Below are 22,799 nucleotides of genomic sequence, written 5' to 3'. Positions count from 1 at the left end.
TAATCGCGTTCAGCAGCAAATACATATGAAATGGATCTAAGCCAAGCGTGACGCGGGCCCTAAGGTGAACATGTACGTCGTTGTCGTCGGGTTTTGCCGAGGCAGGCGTTCTTCAACAGGAAGTGCAGCGCTTGCCATCATGGATATGCAGGCAGGCATCAGGAAATAACAAAAAAGGCGGTCAAGCCATGTTCAAACAACCGAAAGTTCGTCAAGCAGGGCTCATTCTTTTCGCCACGACGCTGTTGTTGATTTTGCCGAATCTGACCAAGGTCATCGGCTGATTCAAGCGGCAGGTATTGCTCATCGCCACTGAAAATGTGACTGGCCCGCTACCCGGGCCAGCGTGGCTGTGCCAACCTTTGCGCACTTCCACGACATGGACGGCGATCAATTGAAAACGCTCATTCTGTTTGGGGCCATGCTGCTGAGCTTGCCCCTGTCTGCCGCACAGCTGGATCTGGAGCTGGGCGCGAACAGCCGCACCTGGCAGACCGAGGAATTGCTCAAGCATCCTCAGGTGCAAACCCTCACGATCAAGAATGACGTGTCCTACAAGAAGGACATGACTTATCGCGCCGTGCCGGTGGCTGCATTGCTGACCGGAATCAAACCGGACGATCACCTGCAAGCCGTAGCGCTGGACGGTTTTGCCGCCGAGCTGGCCGCTGCGCCGTTGCTGAACACCAAAGGTTCCCGCGCATGGCTGGCCATCGAAGACCCGGCCCATCCTTGGCCGCCGCTGTCGGAAGGCAAGCACAGCGCCGGACCGTTCTATCTGGTGTGGACCGATCCGCAGGCCGGCCATATCAGCCCGGAACAATGGCCGTTCGAAGTGGCGAGCATCAAACGCATGGCGCTGGTGGCCGAGCGCTTCCCTGCCCTGTTGCCGGATCCTGCGTTGAAGGCCGATGACCCGGTGAATCAGGGTTTTGCGCTGTTCCAGAAGAACTGTCTGGCCTGCCATCGCCTGAATGGCGCGGGGGATGCGCAATTCGGGCCGGACTTGAATATTCCTTACAACCCGACCGAGTATTTCGGCGCGGACTTCCTCAAGCGCTACATCCGCGATCCGCAGAGTTTGCGTCAGTGGCCACAGGCGAAAATGCCGGGGTTTTCCGCCGAAGTATTACCGGATGCGGATCTGCAGAAGCTGGTGGGGTACTTGCAGCACATGGCCGGGCGCAAGGTTGCGCCCGCCAAGTAACTCGACTACGTCGTTTACTGCTGCTGCACCGAGATGATTGGCGCAGGTGTCGGCGACACCAGCACTTTCGCGTGCATCTGCTCTGACCCGCCGCCCCGACGCATGCCCCGCACCGGGCAGGCGTCGAGGTAATCCAGGCCCACCGCCAATTTCAGGTGTCGCTCCGGCCGCGCCAGTTCATTGGTCACGTCAAAGCTGTACCAGGCGTCATCGATCCAGGCCTCGGCCCAGGCGTGACTGGCCAGATGCTCGCAATCCTCGCTGTACAGATAACCCGACACATACCGCGACGGCACACCGAGGCTGCGCGCGCAGGCCAGAAACGCGTGAGCGTGATCCTGGCAAACACCCGCCCGCCCGGCAAACGCCTCGGCGGCGCTGGTGTCGACTTCGGTGGAGCCAGGCTTATAGGTCATGTGCTGATTCAGACCATGCATCAGGTCGATCAGTGCATTGCGGTCGCGTCGTTGCTTGCAGGACTTCTCGGCAAACGCCCGCAGCGCCTCGTCCGCCTCGGTGAGCCGGGTGAAACGCAGGAACGGCAGCGCCGACTGACTCTCGTGCTCCGCTTCGCGCAACTCGTCGATATCGACCTGCCCACGAGCGCCGATGATGATCGCTTCGTGGGGTTCGTCCATGGTTAGCACATGCAGGATGTTGCCGAACGGATCGAGCTGGGCCCGCACCGGGCGCGGCAGGTCGAGCTGCCAGCTCAGCACATGCTGACGCTCGCTGTCGTGAGGTGTCAGGCGCAGGTACTGGATGCTCGCCCGCACCTGATCTTCGTAGTGATAGGTGGTCTCGTGGCTGATGGAAAGTCTCATGCGGCCTCCAGGTAGGAACTGTGAATGGCGTTGCCCAACTGGCGCACCAGCGGGATGAACTCGGTGAGCCAGGCGTGCAGCCCTTCCTCGAGGATTTCGTGGATGCCGGTGTAACGCAGGCGTGCGTCCATTTCCGCCGCCAACCGTTGCGCTGGACGACCGTTGGCTCCCGGCAGTTGCGCGAGGATCTGGTCGATCTCTTCGGTGCAGGCCCGCAGCGAGCGCGGCACGTCGGCACGCAACAGCAGCAGCTCGGCGACATGCCGGGCGCCGGGCGCGTCGCGGTAGATTTCGGTGTAGGCCTCGAACGAGGACAAGGCCCGCAACAAGGCACTCCATTGGTAATAGGCGTGGGCGGTGCCGTCGCTGACCGCTTCGGCCTGATCGCCGGCCATTTCATAGCGGGCGTCTAGCAGGCGCAAAGTGTTGTCGGCCCGCTCAATGAACGTGCCCAACCGGATGAAACGAAACGCATCGTTGCGCATGATGGTGCCGTAGGACGCCCCGCGGAACAGGTGCGAACGTTCCTTGATCCACTCACAGAAACGGCTCATGCCATAGCGGCTGAGGCCCTGGTTGGCGATCCCGCGAATCTCCAGCCAGGTGGCGTTGATGTTCTCCCACATGTCGGCGGTGATCCGACCGCGCACCGCGTGGGCACTGGCTCGCGCCGCGCCGAGGCAGCTGTAGATGCTCGCCGGGTTGGCCGCGTCGAGCGCGAAGAAGTGCAGCAATCGCTCGGCATGCAGTTCGCCATGGCGTTCCAGGTAATCGTCCAGCGTGCCGGTGATCAACAGCGGCATCGCCAGTTCGTGCAGACCATCGCCACGGCCGTCCTGCGGCATCAGCGACAGCGAATAGCTGACATCGAGCATGCGGGCGAGGTTTTCCGCCCGCTCCAGGTAACGCGACATCCAGTACAGATCCGAGGCAGTTCTACTTAACATGGCAGGCTTCCTTCAATCCTCGACCACCCAGGTGTCCTTGGTTCCACCGCCCTGGGATGAATTCACCACCAGAGAGCCTTCACGCAGGGCGACACGGGTCAAACCACCGGGCACAACCCGGGTTTCGCGGCCGGACAATACGAACGGGCGCAGGTCGATATGGCGCGGCGCAATGCCGTTTTCGACAAAGGTCGGACAGGTCGACAGCGACAGCGTCGGTTGTGCGATATACGCGTGGGGCTTGGCCTTGATCCGCTCGCGGAATGCATCGATTTCCGCCGTTGTCGCCGCCGGCCCCACGAGCATTCCGTAACCGCCGGAGCCCTGGGTTTCCTTGACCACCAGATCCGGAAGATTGGCCAGCACATGGGAAAGTTCAGACGGATTGCGGCATTGCCACGTCGGCACGTTCTTCAGGATCGGCTCTTCATCGAGGTAGAAACGGATCATCTCGGTGACGAACGGATACACCGACTTGTCGTCCGCCACGCCGGTGCCGATCGCATTGGCCAGCACCACATTGCCAGAGCGATACGACGACAGCAGACCCGGCACGCCGAGCATCGAATCCGGGCGGAAGGCCAACGGGTCGAGGAACGCGTCGTCGAGCCGGCGGTAGATCACGTCCACCGCTTTCGGGCCGTCAGTGGTGCGCATGAAGACCTTGTCGTCACGCACGAACAGATCGGCACCTTCGACCAGCTCGACGCCCATTTCCCGGGCCAGGAACGCATGCTCGAAAAACGCGCTGTTGAACCGGCCCGGCGTCAGTACCACCACACTCGGGTCGTCGATGGGGCTTGAGCTTTTCAGGGTGTCGAGCAACAGGTTCGGGTAATGGTCGATCGGGGCGATGCGCTGGGCCGCGAACAGCTCGGGGAACAGACGCATCATCATCTTGCGGTCTTCGAGCATGTAGCTCACGCCGCTGGGCGTGCGCAGGTTGTCCTCGAGCACGTAATACGTGCCGTCGCCGTCGCGCACCAGATCGACGCCGGAGATGTGCGAATAGATATCGCGGTGCAGATCCAGCCCCTGCATCGCCAACTGGTATTGCTCGTTGGCCAGCACCTGCTCGGCGGGAATGATCCCGGCCTTGATGATGCGCTGCTCGTGATAGAGGTCGGCGAGGAACATGTTCAACGCCTTGACGCGCTGGATGCAGCCGCGCTCGACGATCCGCCACTCGCTGGCGGGAATGCTGCGCGGAATGGTGTCGAAGGGAATCAGACGTTCTGTCCCTTGCTCGTCCCCGTAGAGCGTGAAAGTGATCCCGGCACGATGGAACAGCAGATCGGCCTCGCGTCGCCGCTGGGCCAACAGCTCGTCAGGCGTATCGGCCAGCCAGCGGGCAAACTCCCGGTAATGCGGGCGGACCTGGCCGCCGGCATCGTACATTTCATCAAAATAGGTGCGGATCATGCCGTACTCCTTGTCACCCCGGACATACAGGCCTTCGCAAGGCCCGTGCCATCGGCATAAACGCTTTGATTTCAATCGGTTGGATATTCACGCCACAAACACCGCACCATTCCTGTGCGGCAAATGCCCCAACCTGATCGCCCCCGCCTCATTGCGACGCAGTGCAGTCGCCTATCACCAGCATAGTCAGAGTTGATTTCACTGCCCGGCGCCGCCTGCGGATAATCCGCACATCCGTTGCGAAACGTCCCTGACGAAGTGCGCAGCCCACTGATCCGGCTTGCCCTGGCAGCCCTACCGGCCGTAACCCTGACCGGTTTCCTCTCCTTCCGGTCTTCCCTTTCAGCCACCTCTCCCGGTGGCTTTTTTTTGCGCCGGATTCTTGTTTCAGGGTTTTGCCGGGCAATGTTCAGGGCTCAGAAACGACAACGGCCGACCCGAAGGTCAGCCGTTGCTCGACGTGTTGCGAGGGTTATCAGTTCAAACGATGGCGGTTGCGCACCTCCTGCTTCACGCCCCAGCCTTCGATGATGCCGCCCAAGGGCTCGACCACCGCCGAAAAGCCCTGTTCGAAATCGCCAATGTCGTCGTAGGTTGCGTACATCACCTTGCTCAATTCCAGGGACCACGCGCCGTCGTCGCGCGCACTGACCTGGGCATTGATGGATTCACCGCGAAACTTGCCTGCCGCCCTGCGCGCCCGCTCCTCGTCCGGGAAAATGGCGTAGAACTCGATGGGATGGAACCGGGAAAAATCGAAACCGCCTTCTTTCATGCGGCGCAGCACGCTGCTGCTGATGTCTTCTTGATAGGCTGTGCTCATGAACGTCCCCCTCGCATAGATGGATAGACTTTCCGTATTCCCTGCACCTGGCCGAACGGCTCAAGCGCTACGACAACCGTGTTGCCGGCGGGAAACAAGCATGTAGCTGACAAGACCAGACCTTAGCGATCCGTTCGCTGATCTCGCTTGCAGAGTAGCCCCAAGATAGAGCCGCTGCCAAGGCCTGGTACGTTACGGACAAGAAGATTTTCAGATGGGCGTGATGCTGCGGATTTCGATGCTGTTCTGGGTTTTCAGGCTTTTGGCGCCTGCATCGGAGGTGCGCCCTTCCAGATCGTTCAGATCCAGTGCGGCGGCGACAGGAAGGAGTCGTTCCTTGATCAATCGAGCGGCCTCATCGTCGCTGGGGCATTCCGCGCGCTCGAAGATTTCATCGACAATTTCACCGTGATCATCCACGAAAGTGACTTTCCACTTTTGCATTGGTGCCTCCTCGAACAAACCCGCAAATGGGCTCATATCTATCTCGACTTTTGTCAGGATTGATCGTTCAAAAGCTTTACACCGATGAAACATGAAAAACATTTCATCTGCGGGAACGAAGCCGCTCGCTCCCGCAGTGATAACGGCTGAGTGATCAGTCGTTGCTTGGCTTGTTCACCGCTTGCAGCACGTATTGCGGCAAGGCGAAGGCGCCGATGTGGATTTCCGGGTTGTAGTAACGGGTGACGATGCCGCTGCCGATGAAGCGCTGTTGCAGGGTTTCACGGCTCAGCTTGCGGTAGGCCGGGTTGGTCGAGCCCCAGGCGAAGGTCATCGAACCGCCGATGTAGGTCGGCACGGCCGCCTGATAGAAGTGCCAGTCCGGGAACAGGCTGCGCAGGCGACCGGCGGTGGTTTTCACTTCTTCGATCTGCATGAACGGCGTGCCGTTCTGGGTCACGAGGATGCCGCCCTCGTTCAGGCAGCGGTGGCAGGCCTGGTAGAAGTTTTCCGAGAACAGCACTTCGCCCGGGCCGATCGGGTCGGTGGAGTCGGAAATGATCACGTCGAACTTTTCAGCGGTGGTTGCGACGAAGCGCATGCCGTCGTCGATCACCAGGTTCAGGCGTGGGTCGTCATAGGCGCCCTTGGAGTGGTTCGGCAGGAATTCCTTGCACATGTCGACCACGGTGCCGTCGATTTCGACCATGGTGATGTGCTCGACGCTGGCGTGCTTGGTCACTTCGCGCAGCATGCCGCCGTCGCCGCCGCCGATGATCAGCACGCGCTTGGCGGTGCCGTGGGCGAGGATCGGCACGTGGGTGAGCATTTCGTGGTAGATGAATTCATCGGCTTCGGTGGTCTGGATCACGCCGTCCAGCGCCATCACCCGGCCCATGCGCGGGTTCTGGAAGATCACCAGGTGCTGGTGCTCGGTGCGCACTTCGTGCAGCAGTTTTTCCATGCGAAAACGCTGGCCGTAGCCTTCGTAGAGGGTTTCCAGGTATTCGCTGGTCTTGGTGACGGTCATGGTGAAGTGCTCCGATGAATGCGCGGGCGCCAATCGTCAGGTTCGATTGCCCGGGAAAGGCGCGCATTCTACGTTGCCGAAGATGACAGGTCGAACCTCACTTCATCGGCCCGGCACAATCCATTGGCGCGAACGGTCAGATCCGCACATTGCCCCGCGGCCCGGCAATCGCCCAGATGATCAGGCCCAGCACCGGCAGGAAGATGATCAACAGCACCCAGAGGATTTTCATCCCGGTCTCGGCGCCGCTTTTCAGCACGTTGATGATCGCCCAGATGTCGAGGGCAAGAATGATCAGGCCGATCAGGCCGTTGAACGTGGAACCCATGGTGTCACTCCAGAATAGTGGCATGCACTTTTAGGATAGACGGTCGCGCGCAGGGTTCCCTTTTATTGCGCTCAGACGTGAACGGCGACCTTCAAGGCTTCCAGCGACGGCGCAGCGGCGATGCCGACTTCGGCACACAGTTCCAGCACGCGCGGCACGTCGTTGCCGTAGACCAGCACCACTTGCAGTTCGTCGTCGAGCAACTGGCTGAAGTTCATCAGCGTGTAGCCGCCGTTTTCCTTGTTCATGCTGCTCATCTGCACCTGGATGCGGTTGAGTGCGGTCAGCGCTTCGGTCTTGGCCAGTTGCTTGGGCTTGAGGTTGAACTCCACGCCCGGGCCGAACGAAGCCACGATCTGCGCGAACAGGTCAACGTAGGTGTCGGCCTGGAACAGCACGGTTTCCGGCAGACTGCCGACCACGACCCATTCGCCCAAAGGAATCGGGAAAGTGTCGTCGTAGTTGATGTCCGGATTGGCGGTCAGAAAAGCGTCGGCATCGGCGTAGGCCTGCGCCGCTTCATCAGCGACCTTCTGAATCTCGTCGTCGCCCATGCAGCCGGAGCTGATTTTGCTGATGAGTTCGGCGAGTGCGGCTTTCATGGGGGCGGATCCTGTGGCGAAGAGAATTTTGAGGGCGCGAAGGATAGCGCATTCTCGCCTTCGCCACAGAGCGGGTTCCGGCCCGACGGTTCAGCCCAGCAGTTTTTCCAGCTGCGCGGTGGTGTCCACAGCGCCCATGGTGCGGGCCGCGTCCAGCGCGGTGATGCCGTTGGCGTCCTTGGCTTTCGGGTCGGCGCCCTGGTCGATCAGGAACTCGACGATTTCAACCCGGTTGAACATTGCCGCCATCATCAGCGCCGTGCGGCCGTCGAAGGAAGCGCCTTCAATCTGCGCCCCACCGGCCACCAATGCCTTGACCACGGCCAGGTCACCCTTGAATGCCGCGCCGGCAATCGGGCTCTGGCCATTGCCGTTGCGTTGTTCCGGGTCGGCCTTGTGCTTGAGCAGCACTTGCACCGCATCTACGTGACCGTAGTAACTGGCGAGCATCAGCAAGGTATCGCCCTTGCTATTGGTCAGGTTGACCGGCAGACCGGCCGTGATCAGGCGATCCAGCATCGCCGCATCGCCGTCGCGCGCCTTGTTGAATACCTGCTCGGTGAATTCGGCAGCTTCTTCGGGGGTCATCTGGCGGCTTTGGTCGGACATGGGGCAACTCCACTTTCGGTCAATCGGAAAGCCGATAGTTTCCCGAGCGCGGCGATAGCTGTCACCCCCTTTTTTCCAAGACAGTCGATAGCCAATATCAATAACGGAACTTGCCGGCGCGGATGTCCGCCAGGATTTCATCCGTGACCTGCACGTAGGTTTCAGTACCCGGCAGCCAGGCATAGATCGGGTCATCACCTGTCTGGCCGGGGTCGAAGCCTTCGTTTTTCAGGCGCGTCTTCTGGTATTTGAAGGTGCCGGTGGTTTCCATTTTCACTTTGACCCGCAGGAACAACGGCACCGCATAGGCCGGCATGCGCTGGCGGGCGAAGGCCAGCAGCTCGGTGAAGTCCAGCGTCGCCAGAGACTCGGCCGGCGTGATCGCCGCCATGCCGGCGCGACCGTTGGTGTTGGGAATTTCCACGCCATAGGCCACGGCTTCGGAAATGTGCGGATGCTGGAGCAACAGGTTCTCGACCTCGGTGGTCGAGACGTTTTCGCCCTTCCAGCGGTAGGTGTCGCCGAGGCGATCGACAAACTGCGCATGACCGAAACCGATGTTGCGCAGCAGATCGCCGGTGTTGAAGAAGCGGTCGCCCTTGGTGAATACGTCCTGCAGCACGACTTTCGCGGTTTTCTGCGGATCGGTGTAGCCATCCAGCGGCGCCTTGTCGTCGATCCGCGCCAGCAACAGGCCGCGCTCGCCCCGGTCGACCTTGCGCATGAACCCGTCAGCACCACGAATCGGTTCGCCGCTGTCCTGATCGTAGGCGACCAGTTCCCAGGCCATCAGCGAGAATCCGATGGTGTTGTCGAAATTGAGGATGTTGGTGAAGCCGATATTGCCGTCGCTCGCCGCGTACAGTTCGCAGATGTGATCCACCGCAAACCGGGTCTTGAACTCGGCCCAGGCACCGGGCCGCAAACCGTTGCCGATCATCTTGCGCACGTCATGGCGGCTGTCATCGCTGCTGACCGGCTGATCCACCAGATAACGGCACAACTCGCCGACGTAGCCGATGGTGGTTGCGCGGTAGCGGCGCACATCGCTCCAGAACTGCCGGGCGCTGAACTTGCGGCGAATCGCGAAGCCCGAGGCGCCATTGACCGCCGATCCCCAGCACACGCAAAGGCCGGTGGCGTGGTACAGCGGCAAGGTGCAATAGACGATATCGTCCGGGCGCATGTCGAGGGCGATCATGCCGAAGCTCGCCGAGCTGCGCATCCAGCGTCCGTGCTTGAACACGCCGGCCTTGGGCAAACCGGTGGTGCCTGAGGTGTAGATGTAGAAGCACGGGTCATCGAAAAAAATCTGCCGGCTGCTGGCCGGGTTGTCGCTTGGCGCATCGGCGCTGGCGCTGATCAGATTGGTGTAACCCTCCGGGGCGATGCCCGGGTGGCTGAAGGTGTCCTGATCTGCCACGAACCAGGTGCGGGCCGGCGCAATCGTCACTTGCTCGCGCACCGCTGTGAAGGCTGGCAGCAATTCCTCACCGACGACAATCGCCACCGGCGCCACCAGATTGATGCTGTGAATCAGCGTATCGCGGGTCTGCGAAGTGTTGAGCAGTGCGCTGACGGCGCCGACCTTGGCCAGCGCCAGAATCGTCACCAGCAGTTCCGGGCGGTTTTCGATGAACACCGCCACCACATCGCCTTTGCCGATGCCCTGCCCGATCAGGTAGTGGGCAATGCGGTTGGCCCACTGGTTGACCTGTGAATAACTCAGCACCACCTCACCCGACAGCAGCGCGGGGCCCTCAGGATTGCGCAGGGTCGCTTGCTCGAAAGTCCAGCCCAGGCCACAGGTTTGGGTCGGATCCTTGACGTTGGCCACCTTCATGCCTTTCACCACCCGAGGGATGGCTTTGGCAATCATCGGCAGTTTGCGGAGCATCATGCTCCAGGTAATCGTGTCGCTAGGCGCGTGGCTCATGGCAGCTCCCGTTCGACCTTGGCGTGCAGGCCGGATTTTTTATTGTCGGGCAATCGGGTAAGGCAACCGGCGCTTCTTGAGCGAGGGTCGAGGCCGAAAATACGTCAGGGCTTCTCGGGCTGTACACGCGGTTTTTGCAATGTTTTGTATCCGCCAACGCTACAAGGCGAAACGCGATTGCAGCCGGATGGAATGGTTCCATCGGATCGACAGCGATCCCGCAAAATGCAGGATGCACGATGGCCATTCATGCAGATTGCACGACGACTTGAATTTGCATAATTTATAACTTATTGATTTATAAAGATTTTATAAAAACAGAATACTGGCACAATCACTGCAACTCCCTCTGCATGCTTGCCATTCAAGTGCATACGGAGCTGAAAGACATGAGCCTGATCCAAGAAAAATTTACCTCCCTGTTCTCCAACTTCAACGTCACCACCCAACCGCGTCCCGATGGCGGGATCCTGCTGACGCTGAAGAGTGCCGACGGCAAAGTGTTCAAACGTGCGCTCACTTATCAGCAACTGCATGCCGGCGACCAATTGTCGTGGGCGATCAGCGCGATCCGTCGTGACCTGGCCGAACAAGCCAGCGAGCTGCCGCAAATCGGCATGCTGCAAAGTCAGCAGCGTTTTGCCCTGCCGACCTATCACTCGATGTAAACACCGCATAAACAAACAGGCCGTGGAGCTTTCGCTTCACGGCCTGTTTTTTTTGCGCATCGATTGTGTGGAATCAGAACGCTTCCGGTTCGATCCCGGTAAAGCTGTCGACGGTCACATGGCCTTCCAGCTCTCCACCCTCACGGGCCAGGCCGCAGGTTTGCAGGCCGGCGGCCTGGGCGGCGTCGAGTTCCTGCACGATGTCGGACAGGAACAGGATTTCCTGCGGTTCGACCCCGATGGCCTGCTGAATATTGCTGTACGACTGCGCTTCGCGCTTCGGGCCCGACGTGGTGTCGAAATAGCCGCTGAACAGCGGTGTCAGATCCCCCGCTTCCGAGCAGCCGAAAATCAGCTTCTGGGCCTGAATCGAACCAGACGAATAAACAAACAGTTGATACCCGGCCTGATGCCAGCGCTGGAGCGCTTCGACGGCGTCCGGGTAAACATGCCCCTTCAACTGCCCGGCCTGATAACCCTGCTCCCAGACCATGCCTTGTAATGCTTTCAGCGGCGTGGCTTTGCGGTCTTCGGCGATCCAGGCCAGCAGAATTTCCACGACCCGTTCAACGTCGGCCTGCGATTCGTTGCTGTCACGGCGCACGGCGTCCAGTTGCTCGGCGACATCGGCGCGGGTGGCGTTCTGGCGAACGAAGTCCGGCAGGTGTTTGGCGGCATACGGGAACAGCACGTCGAACACAAAACTCACCGCGCTAGTGGTGCCTTCGATGTCGGTGAGAATGACCTTGATCGACATCGGCTCAGTCCTCCAGGCGCGGGAAGCGGCCGGCAATGTCTTCGCCGGTGAAGTTGGCAACCCAGCCTTCAGGGTTGTTGAACAGGCGGATCGCCACGAAATGCGGGTTCTCGCCCATGTCGAACCAGTGTTTGGTGCCGGCCGGTACCGAAATCAGGTCGTTCTTCTCGCACAGCACGGCGTAAACGTAATCGTCGATGTGCAGCGTAAACAGGCCACGGCCGGCGACGAAAAAGCGTACTTCGTCTTCGCCATGGCGATGTTCTTCGAGGAACTTGGCGCGGAATTCGGCTTTTTGCGGGTGATCGCTGTTGAGGCTGATCACATCGACGGTGATGTAACCACGCTCGGTCATCAGCTTGTCGATCTGCTCTTTGTAGGCGCCGATCACTTCTTCCTGGCTGGCACCGGGCTGAATCTTCGCGGCGGCTTGCCAGCGGTCGAAGCGCACGCCCTGCTCGGCCAGGGTCGAGGCGATGTCTTCGAAATGGGTCAGCACCTTGTTCGGAATTTCAGGGCTGGAAACGTGATAGACGGACAGGCTGCTCATGGGGGCAATTCCTCGGTATCGGCCTTGCCGTCCGGTTCTTCGAGACCGGTCGGGCACTGCATTCATCAGGCAAATGGGCTGGTTCTGGTGAAGTCAGCCTTGGCGGTTCATGACGCTGCGGGTCTTCAACTCGCATTCAAACAGAAATTCAAAGGCCTCGATCTGGCGCAACGCGTCGCTCATCTGCGCGCCCCAGGTATAGAGGCCGTGACCGCGAATCAGATAACCGACGCAATCGGGATGGGCGTCGAGCCAAGGCTGCACCTTGGCGGCAAGGCGCGCAATGTCCTGATCGTTATCGAAGATCGGCACGCGCACCCGGGATTCGTGAGTCGAAATGCCGCTGAAGGCTTTTTGCAGTTCGTAGTCTTCGAACTCGATGAAATCTTCCGGCGTCAGGCGCGACAGCACCGTGGCGTTCACCGAGTGGGTGTGCAGCACCGCGCCGATCTCCGGGCGCCAGCTATAGAGCTGGGTGTGCAGCAGGGTTTCGGCGGACGGTTTTTTCCCCGGTTCCAGGCTGTTGCCGGACAAGTCGGTGGCAAGCACGTCGTCCAGACCCAACTGGCCCTTGTGCTTGCCGGACACGGTCAGCAGCGCTTCGCTCGGCGACAGGCGCGTCGAGTAGTTGCTGCTGGTGGCCGGCGACCAGCCGCGACCGTAAAGAAAACGCCCGGCGTCGACGATTTGCTGGGCAAGCTGTTCACGCGTAAGGCTCATGGCCTGTCCTCTTGCATACGTGTGGCAATGATAACGGCAGCAGCGAGCGCCGCGAGACTGGCAATACTAAAGGTCAATGTCGCGCCGAGGGCATTCCAGCTGTAGCCGGAATACAACGCGCCCAGCGCACCGCCGGTTCCGGCCAGTGCGGCGTACAACGCCTGGCCCTGCCCTTGCTGACGAGCGCCGAAACTACGTTGCACGAACTGGATGGCAGCGGCATGAAAGCTGCCGAACGTCGCGGCGTGCAGCACCTGGGCAAACAGCAGCACCCACAGGAATTCGGCGAACGAACCTAGCAGCAACCAGCGCAGTGCCGCCAGCAGAAAACTCGCCATCAGCACACGACGCAGGGAAAAACGCGCGAGGATCCGGCTCATGGCCATGAACATCAGCACTTCCGCCACCACGCCAACGGCCCAGAGCATGCCGATCACGCCACGGCTGTAGCCCAGGCGTTCGAGGTGCAAGGTCAGAAACGTGTAATACGGCCCGTGGCTCATCTGCATCAGCGCCACGCAACCGTAGAACGCCAGCACGCCTGGATTGCGCAACTGCTTGAGAAAGCCTTCGCCCGTCGGCCGATTGCCCTGTGGCGGTTGCGCGTTCGGCACCCACAAACTGCTGAGCACGATGCCGGCCATGATCAGCACCAGCGCCGCCGGGTAGATGTCGAGGCTGAGCCATTCGAACAATCGCCCCAGTGCCACCACGGTGATGATGAAACCGATGGAACCCCACAACCGAATCTGGCTGTAGCGGGAGGTCTGGCCCTGCAGATGCGCGAGGGTAATGACTTCGAACTGCGGCAACACCGCGTGCCAGAAGAACGCATGCAACGCCATGACCATCGCCAGCCAGGCGTAGGTCTTGCTGACGAAAATCAACGAGAAGGTCACCAATGTGCACACCGCGCCAAAACGCACGATGGCCAGGCGTTTGCCGGTGTAGTCGCCGAGCCAGCCCCAGATGTTCGGCGCCACGCAGCGCATCAGCATCGGGATCGCCACCAACTCGCCGATGCGCGCCGCGCTGAATCCGAGGTGATCGAAGTACAGCGCCAGAAACGGCGCCGTCGAGCCGAGCAAGGCGAAATAGAACAGATAGAAACTGGACAGCCGCCAGTACGGGAGCGCCGCCACGGTCAGACCGCGGCGGCTGTGAGTTGACCCATCAGAGCTGACCCAGGACCGGCGTGCTGACACGCACGTCGGCGTTCTGACCACGGTGACGCAGCAGGTGATCCATCAGCACGATGGCCATCATCGCCTCGGCAATCGGCGTGGCGCGGATGCCGACGCACGGATCGTGACGCCCCTTGGTAATCACTTCCGCTGGGTTGCCATGAATGTCGATCGAACGGCCCGGTGTGGTGATGCTCGACGTCGGCTTCAAGGCCAGGTGCGCCACGATCGGCTGACCCGAAGAGATACCGCCGAGAATGCCGCCGGCGTTGTTGCTGAGGAAACCTTCCGGGGTCATTTCATCGCGGTGCTCGGTGCCACGCTGGGCCACCGAAGCGAAACCGGCGCCGATTTCCACGCCTTTGACCGCGTTGATGCTCATCAGCGCGTGGGCCAGTTCGGCATCGAGACGGTCGAAGATCGGCTCGCCCAGACCCGGCATCACACCTTCGGCAACCACGGTGATCTTGGCCCCGACCGAGTCCTGATCGCGGCGCAGCTGGTCCATGTAGGCTTCCAGTTCCGGAACCTTGTCCGGGTCCGGGCTGAAGAAGGCGTTCTGCTCGACCGATTCCCAGGTCTTGAACGGGATTTCGATCGGGCCGAGCTGGCTCATGTAGCCGCGAATGATGATGCCCTGCGTCGCCAGGTATTTTTTGGCAATCGCACCGGCCGCCACGCGCATCGCGGTTTCCCGCGCCGAGCTGCGACCGCCGCCGCGGTAATCGCGCTCGCCGTATTTGTGGTGGTAGGTGTAGTCGGCGTGGGCCGGACGGAACAGATCCTTGATCGCCGAGTAGTCCTTGGACTTCTGGTCGGTGTTGCGGATCAGCAGGCCGATGGAGCAGCCGGTGGTGCGGCCCTCGAACACGCCGGAGAGGATTTCGACTTCGTCGGCCTCCTGACGCTGGGTGGTGTGGCGGCTGGTGCCCGGCTTGCGGCGATCGAGGTCGCGTTGCAGGTCCTCAAGGGAAATCTCCAGGCCCGGCGGGCAGCCGTCGACAATGGCGACCAACGCCGGACCATGGCTTTCGCCCGCGGTGGTGACAGTGAACAGCTTGCCGTAGGTATTGCCGGACATGCAGGACGCTCCGTGAAATCAAACCCAAATTCATGATGCGCGCCAGTATACGCAGGCTAACCGAGTAGTTCATCCTCGAACCTTGGCGGTGTTGGTGAGTCCAACCGGCACCTTTGCAAATGATGGCGTGATGATGCTGCGAGTTTTGATCTTGAGCCTTACCCTGTTTACTGGCTTTGTCCAGGCGACCGTCCTGCAACGCCCGGTGACTTTGGACACCGGCAGCGGAGAACTTTTCGGCTCGCTGTTACTGCCAAAGTCTGACAATCCGGTGCCGGTTGTCCTCATTCTTTCTGGCTCGGGTCCTACGGATCGTGACGGAAACAACCCGGACGGCGGGCGCAACGACAGCCTCAAGCGACTGGCCTGGGTGCTGGCCAAGCACAACATCGCCAGCGTGCGTTTCGATAAGCGCGGGGTGGCCGCGAGCCTGGCCGCGACGCCGGATGAGCGCAATCTGTCGGTGGATGCCTACGTCGCGGACGCCGTGGCCTGGGGCCAGAAGCTCAAGGCTGATCCGCGTTTCGGCCCGTTGATCCTGTTGGGTCACAGCGAGGGCGCACTGATCGCCAGCCTGGCCGCACCGAAAGTCGACGCCGCTGCGGTCATTTCGCTGTCCGGCACGGCTCGGCCAATCGATCAGGTGTTGCGCCGGCAACTGGCCCGCAGTCTTCCGCCGCCACTGATGCAGCGCAGCAACGAGTTGCTCGACAGCCTCAAGGCCGGCCACACCGACGACAATGTCCCGGCACCCTTGCAGCCAATATTTCGCCCTAGCGTGCAGCCGTATCTGATTTCGTTGTTCCGTCAGGATCCGTCCGCAGCCTTCGCCCATCTGAAAATGCCGGCCTTGATCGTTCAGGGCAGCAACGACATTCAGGTTCAAGTCGATGACGCCAACCTGCTCAAGGCGGCAAAACCCGACGCGACACTGGCGTTGATCGAAGGCATGAACCACGTGATGCGCATCGTGCCCAACGACGTGAAGCGGCAAATGGCCTCTTACAAGGACCCGAATTTGCCGCTGGCGGCGGAATTGGGGACACGCATCCTCGAATTTATTGACGGACTTCGCACCCGTTAAGCTCTTTTTGCCCTCTAGTCCTGTAGAAAACGGCCGATAAGCCTTTGTCGCCAGCGTACTGGCTGGCGGCAAGCAGCTTGGACAGGATCTCGCCGTTATGACTGATACCCAGACTTCACCCGACACCACCGCTGAAAAAGACGCACCGCCAGCGGTCGAGCTGCCATGGGCGGATGTCCACGTCGAGCACCACAAGATGCTCCGCCTGGCGCCGTTGCAGACCGATCGCAACACCGGCGGGCGGCCGTTGCGCTTTGTCGAATTCGGTTACGCCGAGCGCAACAGCAAAGAACACAGCCTGATGCGCATGTCGATCAAACTGCCGGCGCAGCGTGTGCGCAAAGAGCAGAACCAGCTCGACGTGTGGGTCGACCACAAGACCAAACGCGTGCACTTCGGTCCGGACAGCGGTTTGCAGATCGAACCGCTGAACCGTGGCATCGGCCGTTTCATGGCCGCCCAGGGCATCAACTGGGCGAAAAAGCGCTGGCCCACCTACACCGTCGACGGCATGGACTTGAACAACAAGGACGCGCTGAACGAAGACACGCGCCTGCGCCGCGATCACTTTCTGCGCGTGCATGGATTTGATGTGGTTTACGCCGACGCCCAGCATTTGAAGGGCAGCGTCAAGGAAGTGCAGGTCGGCGACTTGCTGGGCGACTGGAACAGCGAAAAGCTGCAGATCGTCGAGATTCTCGAGGCTGCGCAGATGTTGCAGCAGGCCGAGCAGAACCTGGCCGAGCAGGAAGTGAAGCTGAAAAAGCAGGAAGACAAGGTCAGCAAGTTCAAGCGTGAAGACGCGGGTTTGCGCTTCACCATTACGTGTCTGGTGGCGTTTGCAGTGTTCCAGGCCGGCTTGCTGATCTGGATTGCCACACACCGCTAAGCCAATGATCGTTCCCACCGAGGTGGGAACGATCGGCTCAGGTCAGACGCGGGAAGCGAACAGGGCCTGATGATCGCGGCACTGTTCGGCGGTCAGCATGAACACGCCATGCCCGCCGCGCTGGAATTCCAGCCAGGCGAAATCGACTTCCGGGTACAGCGCTTCGACGTGTACCTGGCTGTTGCCCACCTCGACAATCAGCAAACCTTTCTCGGTCAGGTGATCCGCCGCTTCGGCGAGCATCCGGCGCACCAGGTTCAAACCGTCATCGCCGCAGGCCAGACCCAATTCCGGCTCGTGTTGATATTCGTCCGGCATGTCGGCGAAATCTTCCGCGTCGACGTAGGGCGGGTTCGACACGATCAGGTCGAAACGTTGACCCGGCAAACCCTCAAAACCATCGCCCTGCACAGTGAACACACGCTCATCGACGCCATGACGCTCGATGTTCTGGTTCGCCACTTCCAGCGCTTCGAACGACAGGTCCGCCAGCACCACTTCGGCGTTCTGGAATTCGTAGGCGCAAGCGATGCCGATGCAGCCGGAGCCGGTGCACAGGTCGAGAATCCGCGCCGGTTCGTCGCCGATCCACGGTGCAAAACGGTTTTCGATCAACTCGCCAATCGGCGAACGCGGGATCAGCACGCGCTCATCGACGATGAACGACATGCCGCAGAACCACGCCTCGCCCAGCAGGTAAGCGGTCGGAATGCGTTCTTCGATGCGGCGCTTGAGCAGGCGTTGCAGGTTGACCAGTTCGTCGTCTTCCAGCGCGCAGTCCAGATAGCTGTCGGCGATTTCCCATGGCAGGTGCAAAGCGCCGAGCACAAGTTGCCGGGCTTCGTCCCAGGCATTGTCGGTGCCATGGCCGAAAAACAGATCCTCCCCATGGAAGCGGCTGACGGCCCAACGGATGTGGTCGCGCAGGGTACGAAGTCGGGAAGTGATCACGGGGCAGAACTCCAGAAAAAACGACTGGCGATTCTACCAGCCAAAACGCGCCGCGACGACGCAGGAAAAATCCCGGGGCGACGGTAGGAGTGTTCCGAATTCTTTATCAGCTATTGAACAGAACGTGTAACTTGACGAGGCTGCAGGCCAGTAACGACGGTGCCTACGATGGTAGCGATTCACAGAACCGCTCAGCCAGAGGACAATGTCGCAAAAGCCCCACCCCAAGGAGCCCCAGAATGTCCGTTCCAAAAACGATGTTTCAACTCAGCGGTCGCGGTTACGCAGCGGCCACGTTGAGCCATGCCACCGTGGTCATCATCGATGCCCAGAAAGAGTACCTCAGCGGCCCGCTGGCCCTGAGCGGCATGGACGCGGCTGTCGCGAACATCAAACAACTGGTTGCCGCCGCCCGCGCAGCCGGCCGTCCGATCGTGCACGTACGCCACCTCGGCACCGTCGGCGGTCTGTTCGACCCGCAAGGCGAACGCGGCGAATTCATCCCCGGCCTGGAACCCCTGGGCGATGAAACCATTATCGGCAAACTGCTGCCGAGCGCTTTCCACGGCACCGAACTCTACGATCGTCTGCAAACCATCGGTTCGCTGGACCTGATCGTCTGCGGTTTCATGAGCCACTCCAGCGTCAGCACCACCGTGCGCGCGGCGAAGAACCTGGGTTTCCGTTGCACCCTGGTCGAAGACGCCTGCGCGACCCGTGACCTGCCGTTCAAGGGTCGCGTGCTCAGTGCCGAACAGGTTCAGGAGGCGGAAATGGCGATCATGGCCGACAACTTCGCCACCCTCGCGCTGACCCAGGATCTGATCTGATCGAGCGTAAATGAGCGGCTCAGCCCGCCGCTCATCTGCAAAGACCTCGCATTTGCTTCAATTACCCTAGCCTCAGGAACAACCCGGTCAACTCCCGGTCGAAGGGCCGATACCCATTGAGGAAGGTCGGAATGAAGTTATCCGATGGATTTGACGCACGCCGCTTGCGGCCCAAAGGCCAAAGCAACTGGCGTTTTCGTTTCGGCGCAGCGATCGCCGCCATTCTGGCGACGTTCGGCGTGCTGCTGGCGCTGGCCGGGGCCGCCAGCCTGCTGGGGCACCCACCGGCACTCGGCGACTTGAACGCAACCCCGATGGGCTCGGCGATCATTCTCGCTGTCGGCCTGTTGTTCCTGTATTTCGGCGTGGCCCTGTGGCGTCGTTGCCGGCGTCGCGCACGGCAATCGCGGGAACTGAACATGTCCCCGCACCTGATGAAAAAACACGACTGAATCGACGGCCTGGCTTTTTGCCGGGCCGTTTTGTGTCTGTTTGGGTAAACTGGCCGCCCTTCGCGGAGGCTGATATGCAAGACGACGATTTTTCCCTGTTCAAAAGTGCGATCCAAGGCGTCAAGCCGATCAAGCACGACCGCGCCGACACCGGCAAACCCAAGGCTGACCGTGCACAGATCGCCAAGCTGCGCCGGTCCGCGACCATCCGTACCGAAACCACCACTGTTGACGGTCTGTCCGATCAGTTCGTGATCGACGTCGGGCCCGAAGACGAGCTGATGTGGGCCCGCGACGGGGTGCAGGAAAGCCAGATGCGCAAGCTCAAGGTCGGGCAGATCCCGTTCGAAGGCAGCCTCGACCTGCACGGCATGAGCGTCGAAAAGGCCCGGGAAACCCTTTGGGCGTTTCTCGCCGAAGCGACCAAATTCGAAATCCGCTGCGTGCGCGTCACCCACGGCAAGGCTGTGCGGCTGGACGGCAAGCGGCCGATGATCAAGAGCCACGTCAACACTTGGCTGCGCCAGCATGCGCAAGTGCTCGGTTTCTGCTCGTGCCAGGCGAAACACGGCGGCGCCGGCGCGGTTTACGTGATGCTCAAACGCACCATGATGGAAGGCCGCGACGAATAATCCCGTCACACCGAACTTGCAGGGTCGTGTCCGCCACCGTACCCTTGCCCTTTGCGAAAATCCCCACAGGTAGTTTCATGTCCCTGGAACAGAATTACACCGCGATTCTCGGCCAACTGGGCGAGGACGTGTCCCGCGAGGGCCTGCTCGACACGCCAAAGCGTGCCGCCAAAGCCATGCAGTACCTCTGCCGCGGTTATGAACAGACGCTCGAAGAGGTCACCAACGGTGCCCTGTTCAGCTCCGACAACAGCGAAATGGTGCTGGTCAAGGACATCGAGCTCTACTCGTTGTGCGAACACCACCTGCTGCCGTTCATCGGCAAGGCCCACGTCGCGTATATCCCGAGCGGCAAAGTGCTGGGCCTGTCGAAGGTCGCGCGGATCGTCGACATGTACGCCCGCCGCCTGCAGATCCAGGAAAACCTCAGCCGCCAGATCGCCGATGCGGTCCAGCAGGTCACCGGCGCGCTGGGCGTGGCCGTGGTGATCGAGGCCAAGCACATGTGCATGATGATGCGCGGTGTGGAGAAGCAGAATTCGTCGATGATCACCTCGGTGATGCTCGGTGAGTTCCGCGAAAACGCGGCGACCCGCAGCGAGTTTCTCAGCCTGATCAAGTAATTCGTGACACAAAAAAACCGGCGTTGATCGCCGGTTTTTTTTCGCCCGTGAAAAATCGGGTAAGCTGCGCGCCTTCTTCAATGTCCCTGTGAGGCTTGTAACGTGTTCGTCAAAGCGCTTCGTGTCGGCCTCGGCCAACTGATCATCTTCGTTGATTTCCTGACCCGCCCGGGCAAGAAACAGCGCCCCGCCGCTGCCCAGGCTCAGGTGGATACCGCCGCGAAAGACCTGACCCTGTATCAGTTCCACGCCTGCCCGTTCTGCGTGAAGACCCGCCGCAGCCTGCGTCGCCTGAATGTGCCGGTGGCCCTGAAGGATGCGAAAAACAACGAGCAGGATCGCCAGACCCTGCTGGAACAGGGTGGCAAGATCAAAGTGCCGTGCCTGCGCATCGAAGAGAACGGTCAGACCACCTGGATGTATGAGTCCAACACGATCATCGAATACCTGAACAAGCGGTTCGCCGCAGTCTGAATAAAAAAACCGGCCTGATGGCCGGTTTTTTTATGCCGCCTGTGCGGCCTGCGCCTGGCGCACCACCGCTGCCAGACGTTTGAGGCCTTCGTCCAGCCGGGCGGGGTCGATGTGACTGAAGTTCAGGCGCAGATGACCGTGGTTGCGATCCGGGTCGGGGAAAAACGGCTCGCCCGGCATGAACGCCACATCGTTGGCCAGAGCGGTGTTCAGCAACGTACGCGTGTCCAGCGGCTGCTTCAGCGTCAGCCAGAAAAACAGCCCGCCCTGGGGTGTATTCCAGTCAGCCAGATCGGCGAAGTGAGTTTCCAGCGCTGATTGAAAAGCATCGCGACGCTGACGGTAGAAGCCGCGCAATTCACTCAAGTGCTGTTGATATTTCTCGCTGCCGATCCACTGCAACGCCTGCCACTGACCGATGCGGTTGGTGTGCAGATCCGCCGATTGTTTGAGTTTGAGCAGGTGCGGAAACAGATCGGGGCTGGCGATCAGGTAGCCGACGCGCAGACCCGGCAACAGGGTTTTCGACACAGTGCCGGTGTAGATCCAGCTGGATTTCTTCAGGCGTCCGGCAATCGGTTGGGCGCTGCCACCGTCGAAAGTCAGTTCGCGGTAAGGCTCGTCTTCGATCAGGGTTACGCCGAATTCGTCGAGCAGTGCTGCGACGGCCTCGCGCTTGGCTTCGCTGTAGCGTACGGCGGACGGATTCTGGAATGTCGGAATCAAATAGATGAACGCTGGGCGATGCTGTTCCAGGCGCAGGCGCAGTTGTGCCAGATTTGGTCCATCGGCCTCCAGCGGCACGGTCAGGCATTCGGCGCCGAACAGCTGGAAGATCTGCAACGCCGCCAGATAAGTCGGCGCTTCGAGCAGGACTTCGGTGCCCTTGTCGATGTACAGCTTGGCCGCCAGATCGAGGGTTTGCTGGGAACCGCTGACCACCAGCACCTGACTCGCCTCACACCGCAAACCCAGCGCCCTCGCCTCTGCCGCCAGCGCTTCACGCAACGCGGGCTCGCCTTCGCTCATGCCGTACTGGCCGAGAGACAGCGGCATGTCGGCCCATTCGACCTTCGGCAGCATGGCTTCAGCAGGCAAACCGCCCGCGAAGGACATGACTTCCGGGCGCTGAGCTGCGGCCAGGATTTCACGGATCAGAGAACTTTTGAGACGCGAGACACGTTCGGAAAAAGCCATGGAAGTCACCGCTAGCGAGGCATGAGAAAAATGAGTCAAACTTGTTGACTGAAATTACGACAGCCTCAGTGGAAACGTCAATATGCTTGACCTTAAAAACTGCACCAGCCAACAGCAAGCCATGGAAGCGTTCTTCTTCGGTTACCAGGCGTTCACCGCCAAGGCTGACGAAATGCTTGAGCGTCGCGGCTTGTCTCGTGTGCATCAGCGCATCGTGTTTTTCATCGCCCGCTACCCGAACCTGAGCGTCAAGGAGTTGCTCGCGCTACTCGGTGTGAGCAAACAGGCGTTGAACATGCCGTTGCGTCAATTGCAGGAAATGCACCTGGTGGACAGCGTGGCGTCCGAAGAAGACAAACGTAAACGGCTTCTGACGTTGACCGTCGAAGGCGCGAAATTTGAACAGGCATTGCGCCGCGAGCAGGTGAAATTGCTGGAGCGAGTGTTTGCCGAAGCGGGCGAAACGGCGGTCAACGGCTGGCTGGCGGTGAATCTGGCGCTGGGGAAAAACCGCGCGATCGAGTGATATAGCCCG

27 protein-coding genes are annotated in these 22,799 nt (G+C 60.6%); 10 read left to right on the top strand and 17 right to left on the bottom strand.

Annotated elements, in window-relative coordinates; translation table 11 throughout:
* The first annotated feature begins 379 nt into the window (after nt 1-379).
* Nucleotides 380-1,207, top strand: a complete 828-nt coding sequence (locus IF199_RS09035; protein WP_192560918.1) for a c-type cytochrome — start codon at nt 380-382, stop codon at nt 1,205-1,207.
* 14 nt (nt 1,208-1,221) lie between these two features.
* Here the strand turns inward: IF199_RS09035 and IF199_RS09030 are convergent, their stop codons facing one another.
* From IF199_RS09030 to IF199_RS08985, 10 genes are all read right to left on the bottom strand, one after another.
* Nucleotides 1,222-2,031, bottom strand: a complete 810-nt coding sequence (locus IF199_RS09030) for a transglutaminase family protein (RefSeq protein ID WP_085710657.1) — start codon at nt 2,029-2,031, stop codon at nt 1,222-1,224.
* Complete coding sequence (locus IF199_RS09025; RefSeq protein ID WP_096822958.1) at nt 2,028-2,978, bottom strand: alpha-E domain-containing protein; 951 nt, start codon at nt 2,976-2,978, stop codon at nt 2,028-2,030. Before IF199_RS09025 ends, IF199_RS09030 begins: the two co-directional genes overlap by 4 nt.
* Before the next feature lie 12 nt (nt 2,979-2,990).
* Nucleotides 2,991-4,400, bottom strand: a complete 1,410-nt coding sequence (locus IF199_RS09020) for a circularly permuted type 2 ATP-grasp protein (RefSeq protein WP_025113343.1) — start codon at nt 4,398-4,400, stop codon at nt 2,991-2,993.
* 475 nt (nt 4,401-4,875) lie between these two features.
* The gene (locus tag IF199_RS09015; protein ID WP_096822957.1) at nt 4,876-5,223 is read right to left on the bottom strand and encodes a ribonuclease E inhibitor RraB; all 348 of its coding nucleotides are present in this window, start codon (nt 5,221-5,223) and stop codon (nt 4,876-4,878) included.
* A 210-nt stretch (nt 5,224-5,433) separates the two neighbouring features.
* A complete protein-coding gene (locus tag IF199_RS09010; protein WP_096822956.1) occupies nt 5,434-5,667 on the bottom strand; it encodes a hypothetical protein in 234 nt (77 codons plus the stop codon).
* A 154-nt stretch (nt 5,668-5,821) separates the two neighbouring features.
* Nucleotides 5,822-6,697 carry a polyamine aminopropyltransferase gene (gene speE, locus IF199_RS09005; RefSeq protein WP_192560150.1) on the bottom strand — a complete coding sequence of 292 codons (876 nt, stop codon included), beginning with the start codon at nt 6,695-6,697 and terminating at the stop codon, nt 5,822-5,824.
* A gap of 136 nt (nt 6,698-6,833) precedes the next feature.
* Nucleotides 6,834-7,025, bottom strand: a complete 192-nt coding sequence (locus IF199_RS09000; RefSeq protein WP_102622501.1) for a PLDc N-terminal domain-containing protein — start codon at nt 7,023-7,025, stop codon at nt 6,834-6,836.
* A 71-nt stretch (nt 7,026-7,096) separates the two neighbouring features.
* Nucleotides 7,097-7,627 carry a hypothetical protein gene (locus IF199_RS08995; RefSeq protein ID WP_096822954.1) on the bottom strand — a complete coding sequence of 177 codons (531 nt, stop codon included), beginning with the start codon at nt 7,625-7,627 and terminating at the stop codon, nt 7,097-7,099.
* 90 nt (nt 7,628-7,717) lie between these two features.
* The gene (locus IF199_RS08990; protein WP_096822953.1) at nt 7,718-8,236 is read right to left on the bottom strand and encodes an ankyrin repeat domain-containing protein; all 519 of its coding nucleotides are present in this window, start codon (nt 8,234-8,236) and stop codon (nt 7,718-7,720) included.
* 97 nt (nt 8,237-8,333) lie between these two features.
* Entirely contained in the window at nt 8,334-10,172 is a 1,839-nt protein-coding gene (locus IF199_RS08985) for a long-chain-acyl-CoA synthetase (RefSeq protein WP_192560149.1), read from the bottom strand.
* A gap of 389 nt (nt 10,173-10,561) precedes the next feature.
* Between IF199_RS08985 and IF199_RS08980 the strand changes: the two genes are divergently transcribed.
* Nucleotides 10,562-10,840, top strand: a complete 279-nt coding sequence (locus IF199_RS08980) for a DUF3509 domain-containing protein (protein WP_096822971.1) — start codon at nt 10,562-10,564, stop codon at nt 10,838-10,840.
* Between the two features lie 73 nt (nt 10,841-10,913).
* On the opposite strand, the gene mtnC is transcribed toward IF199_RS08980, so the two are convergent.
* The 5 genes from mtnC to aroC all read right to left on the bottom strand — a co-directional run bounded on the left by mtnC (nt 10,914) and on the right by aroC (nt 15,132).
* Entirely contained in the window at nt 10,914-11,597 is a 684-nt protein-coding gene (gene mtnC, locus IF199_RS08975; RefSeq protein WP_192560148.1) for an acireductone synthase, read from the bottom strand.
* 4 nt (nt 11,598-11,601) lie between these two features.
* Nucleotides 11,602-12,147, bottom strand: a complete 546-nt coding sequence (locus IF199_RS08970) for a 1,2-dihydroxy-3-keto-5-methylthiopentene dioxygenase (protein ID WP_007959995.1) — start codon at nt 12,145-12,147, stop codon at nt 11,602-11,604.
* 93 nt (nt 12,148-12,240) lie between these two features.
* Entirely contained in the window at nt 12,241-12,867 is a 627-nt protein-coding gene (locus IF199_RS08965) for a methylthioribulose 1-phosphate dehydratase (protein ID WP_085710648.1), read from the bottom strand.
* Nucleotides 12,864-14,009 carry an MFS transporter gene (locus tag IF199_RS08960; RefSeq protein ID WP_096822950.1) on the bottom strand — a complete coding sequence of 382 codons (1,146 nt, stop codon included), beginning with the start codon at nt 14,007-14,009 and terminating at the stop codon, nt 12,864-12,866. Before IF199_RS08960 ends, IF199_RS08965 begins: the two co-directional genes overlap by 4 nt.
* 31 nt (nt 14,010-14,040) lie before the next feature.
* A complete protein-coding gene (aroC, locus tag IF199_RS08955) occupies nt 14,041-15,132 on the bottom strand; it encodes a chorismate synthase (RefSeq protein ID WP_192560147.1) in 1,092 nt (363 codons plus the stop codon).
* A 130-nt stretch (nt 15,133-15,262) separates the two neighbouring features.
* Here aroC and IF199_RS08950 point away from each other — a divergent pair, with 130 nt between their 5' ends.
* Both IF199_RS08950 and IF199_RS08945 read left to right on the top strand, forming a co-directional pair.
* Complete coding sequence (locus IF199_RS08950) at nt 15,263-16,216, top strand: alpha/beta hydrolase (RefSeq protein WP_096822948.1); 954 nt, start codon at nt 15,263-15,265, stop codon at nt 16,214-16,216.
* 97 nt (nt 16,217-16,313) lie between these two features.
* Nucleotides 16,314-17,105 carry a hypothetical protein gene (locus IF199_RS08945; RefSeq protein ID WP_096822947.1) on the top strand — a complete coding sequence of 264 codons (792 nt, stop codon included), beginning with the start codon at nt 16,314-16,316 and terminating at the stop codon, nt 17,103-17,105.
* Nucleotides 17,106-17,147: 42 nt separating this feature from the next.
* On the opposite strand, the gene prmB is transcribed toward IF199_RS08945, so the two are convergent.
* The gene (gene prmB, locus IF199_RS08940) at nt 17,148-18,056 is read right to left on the bottom strand and encodes a 50S ribosomal protein L3 N(5)-glutamine methyltransferase (RefSeq protein ID WP_096822946.1); all 909 of its coding nucleotides are present in this window, start codon (nt 18,054-18,056) and stop codon (nt 17,148-17,150) included.
* Between the two features lie 239 nt (nt 18,057-18,295).
* Here prmB and IF199_RS08935 point away from each other — a divergent pair, with 239 nt between their 5' ends.
* The 5 genes from IF199_RS08935 (at nt 18,296) to IF199_RS08915 (ending at nt 21,067) form a co-directional block, all read left to right on the top strand.
* The gene (locus IF199_RS08935; protein ID WP_096822945.1) at nt 18,296-18,886 is read left to right on the top strand and encodes a cysteine hydrolase family protein; all 591 of its coding nucleotides are present in this window, start codon (nt 18,296-18,298) and stop codon (nt 18,884-18,886) included.
* A 131-nt stretch (nt 18,887-19,017) separates the two neighbouring features.
* On the top strand, nt 19,018-19,338 hold the full coding sequence (locus IF199_RS08930; RefSeq protein WP_096822944.1) for a hypothetical protein: 321 nt from the start codon (nt 19,018-19,020) through the stop codon (nt 19,336-19,338).
* A gap of 74 nt (nt 19,339-19,412) precedes the next feature.
* Entirely contained in the window at nt 19,413-19,970 is a 558-nt protein-coding gene (locus IF199_RS08925) for a Smr/MutS family protein (RefSeq protein WP_192560146.1), read from the top strand.
* A gap of 77 nt (nt 19,971-20,047) precedes the next feature.
* A complete protein-coding gene (folE, locus tag IF199_RS08920; RefSeq protein WP_003204506.1) occupies nt 20,048-20,593 on the top strand; it encodes a GTP cyclohydrolase I FolE in 546 nt (181 codons plus the stop codon).
* 102 nt (nt 20,594-20,695) lie between these two features.
* Nucleotides 20,696-21,067, top strand: a complete 372-nt coding sequence (locus IF199_RS08915) for a glutathione S-transferase N-terminal domain-containing protein (RefSeq protein ID WP_096822943.1) — start codon at nt 20,696-20,698, stop codon at nt 21,065-21,067.
* A 30-nt stretch (nt 21,068-21,097) separates the two neighbouring features.
* Here IF199_RS08915 and IF199_RS08910 read toward each other — a convergent pair whose 3' ends face one another.
* Nucleotides 21,098-22,264, bottom strand: coding sequence for an aminotransferase-like domain-containing protein (locus IF199_RS08910; RefSeq protein WP_192560145.1), 1,167 nt, complete (start codon nt 22,262-22,264; stop codon nt 21,098-21,100).
* Nucleotides 22,265-22,346: 82 nt separating this feature from the next.
* Between IF199_RS08910 and IF199_RS08905 the strand changes: the two genes are divergently transcribed.
* Nucleotides 22,347-22,790 carry a MarR family winged helix-turn-helix transcriptional regulator gene (locus IF199_RS08905; RefSeq protein WP_192560144.1) on the top strand — a complete coding sequence of 148 codons (444 nt, stop codon included), beginning with the start codon at nt 22,347-22,349 and terminating at the stop codon, nt 22,788-22,790.
* Nucleotides 22,791-22,799: the final 9 nt, after the last annotated feature.

This window comes from Pseudomonas allokribbensis (genome assembly GCF_014863605.1).
Classification (GTDB): Bacteria; Pseudomonadota; Gammaproteobacteria; order Pseudomonadales; family Pseudomonadaceae; genus Aquipseudomonas; species Aquipseudomonas allokribbensis.
The sequence above is the reverse complement of the archived record's forward strand: the minus strand, read 5'-3'. Positions and strand labels throughout refer to the sequence as shown.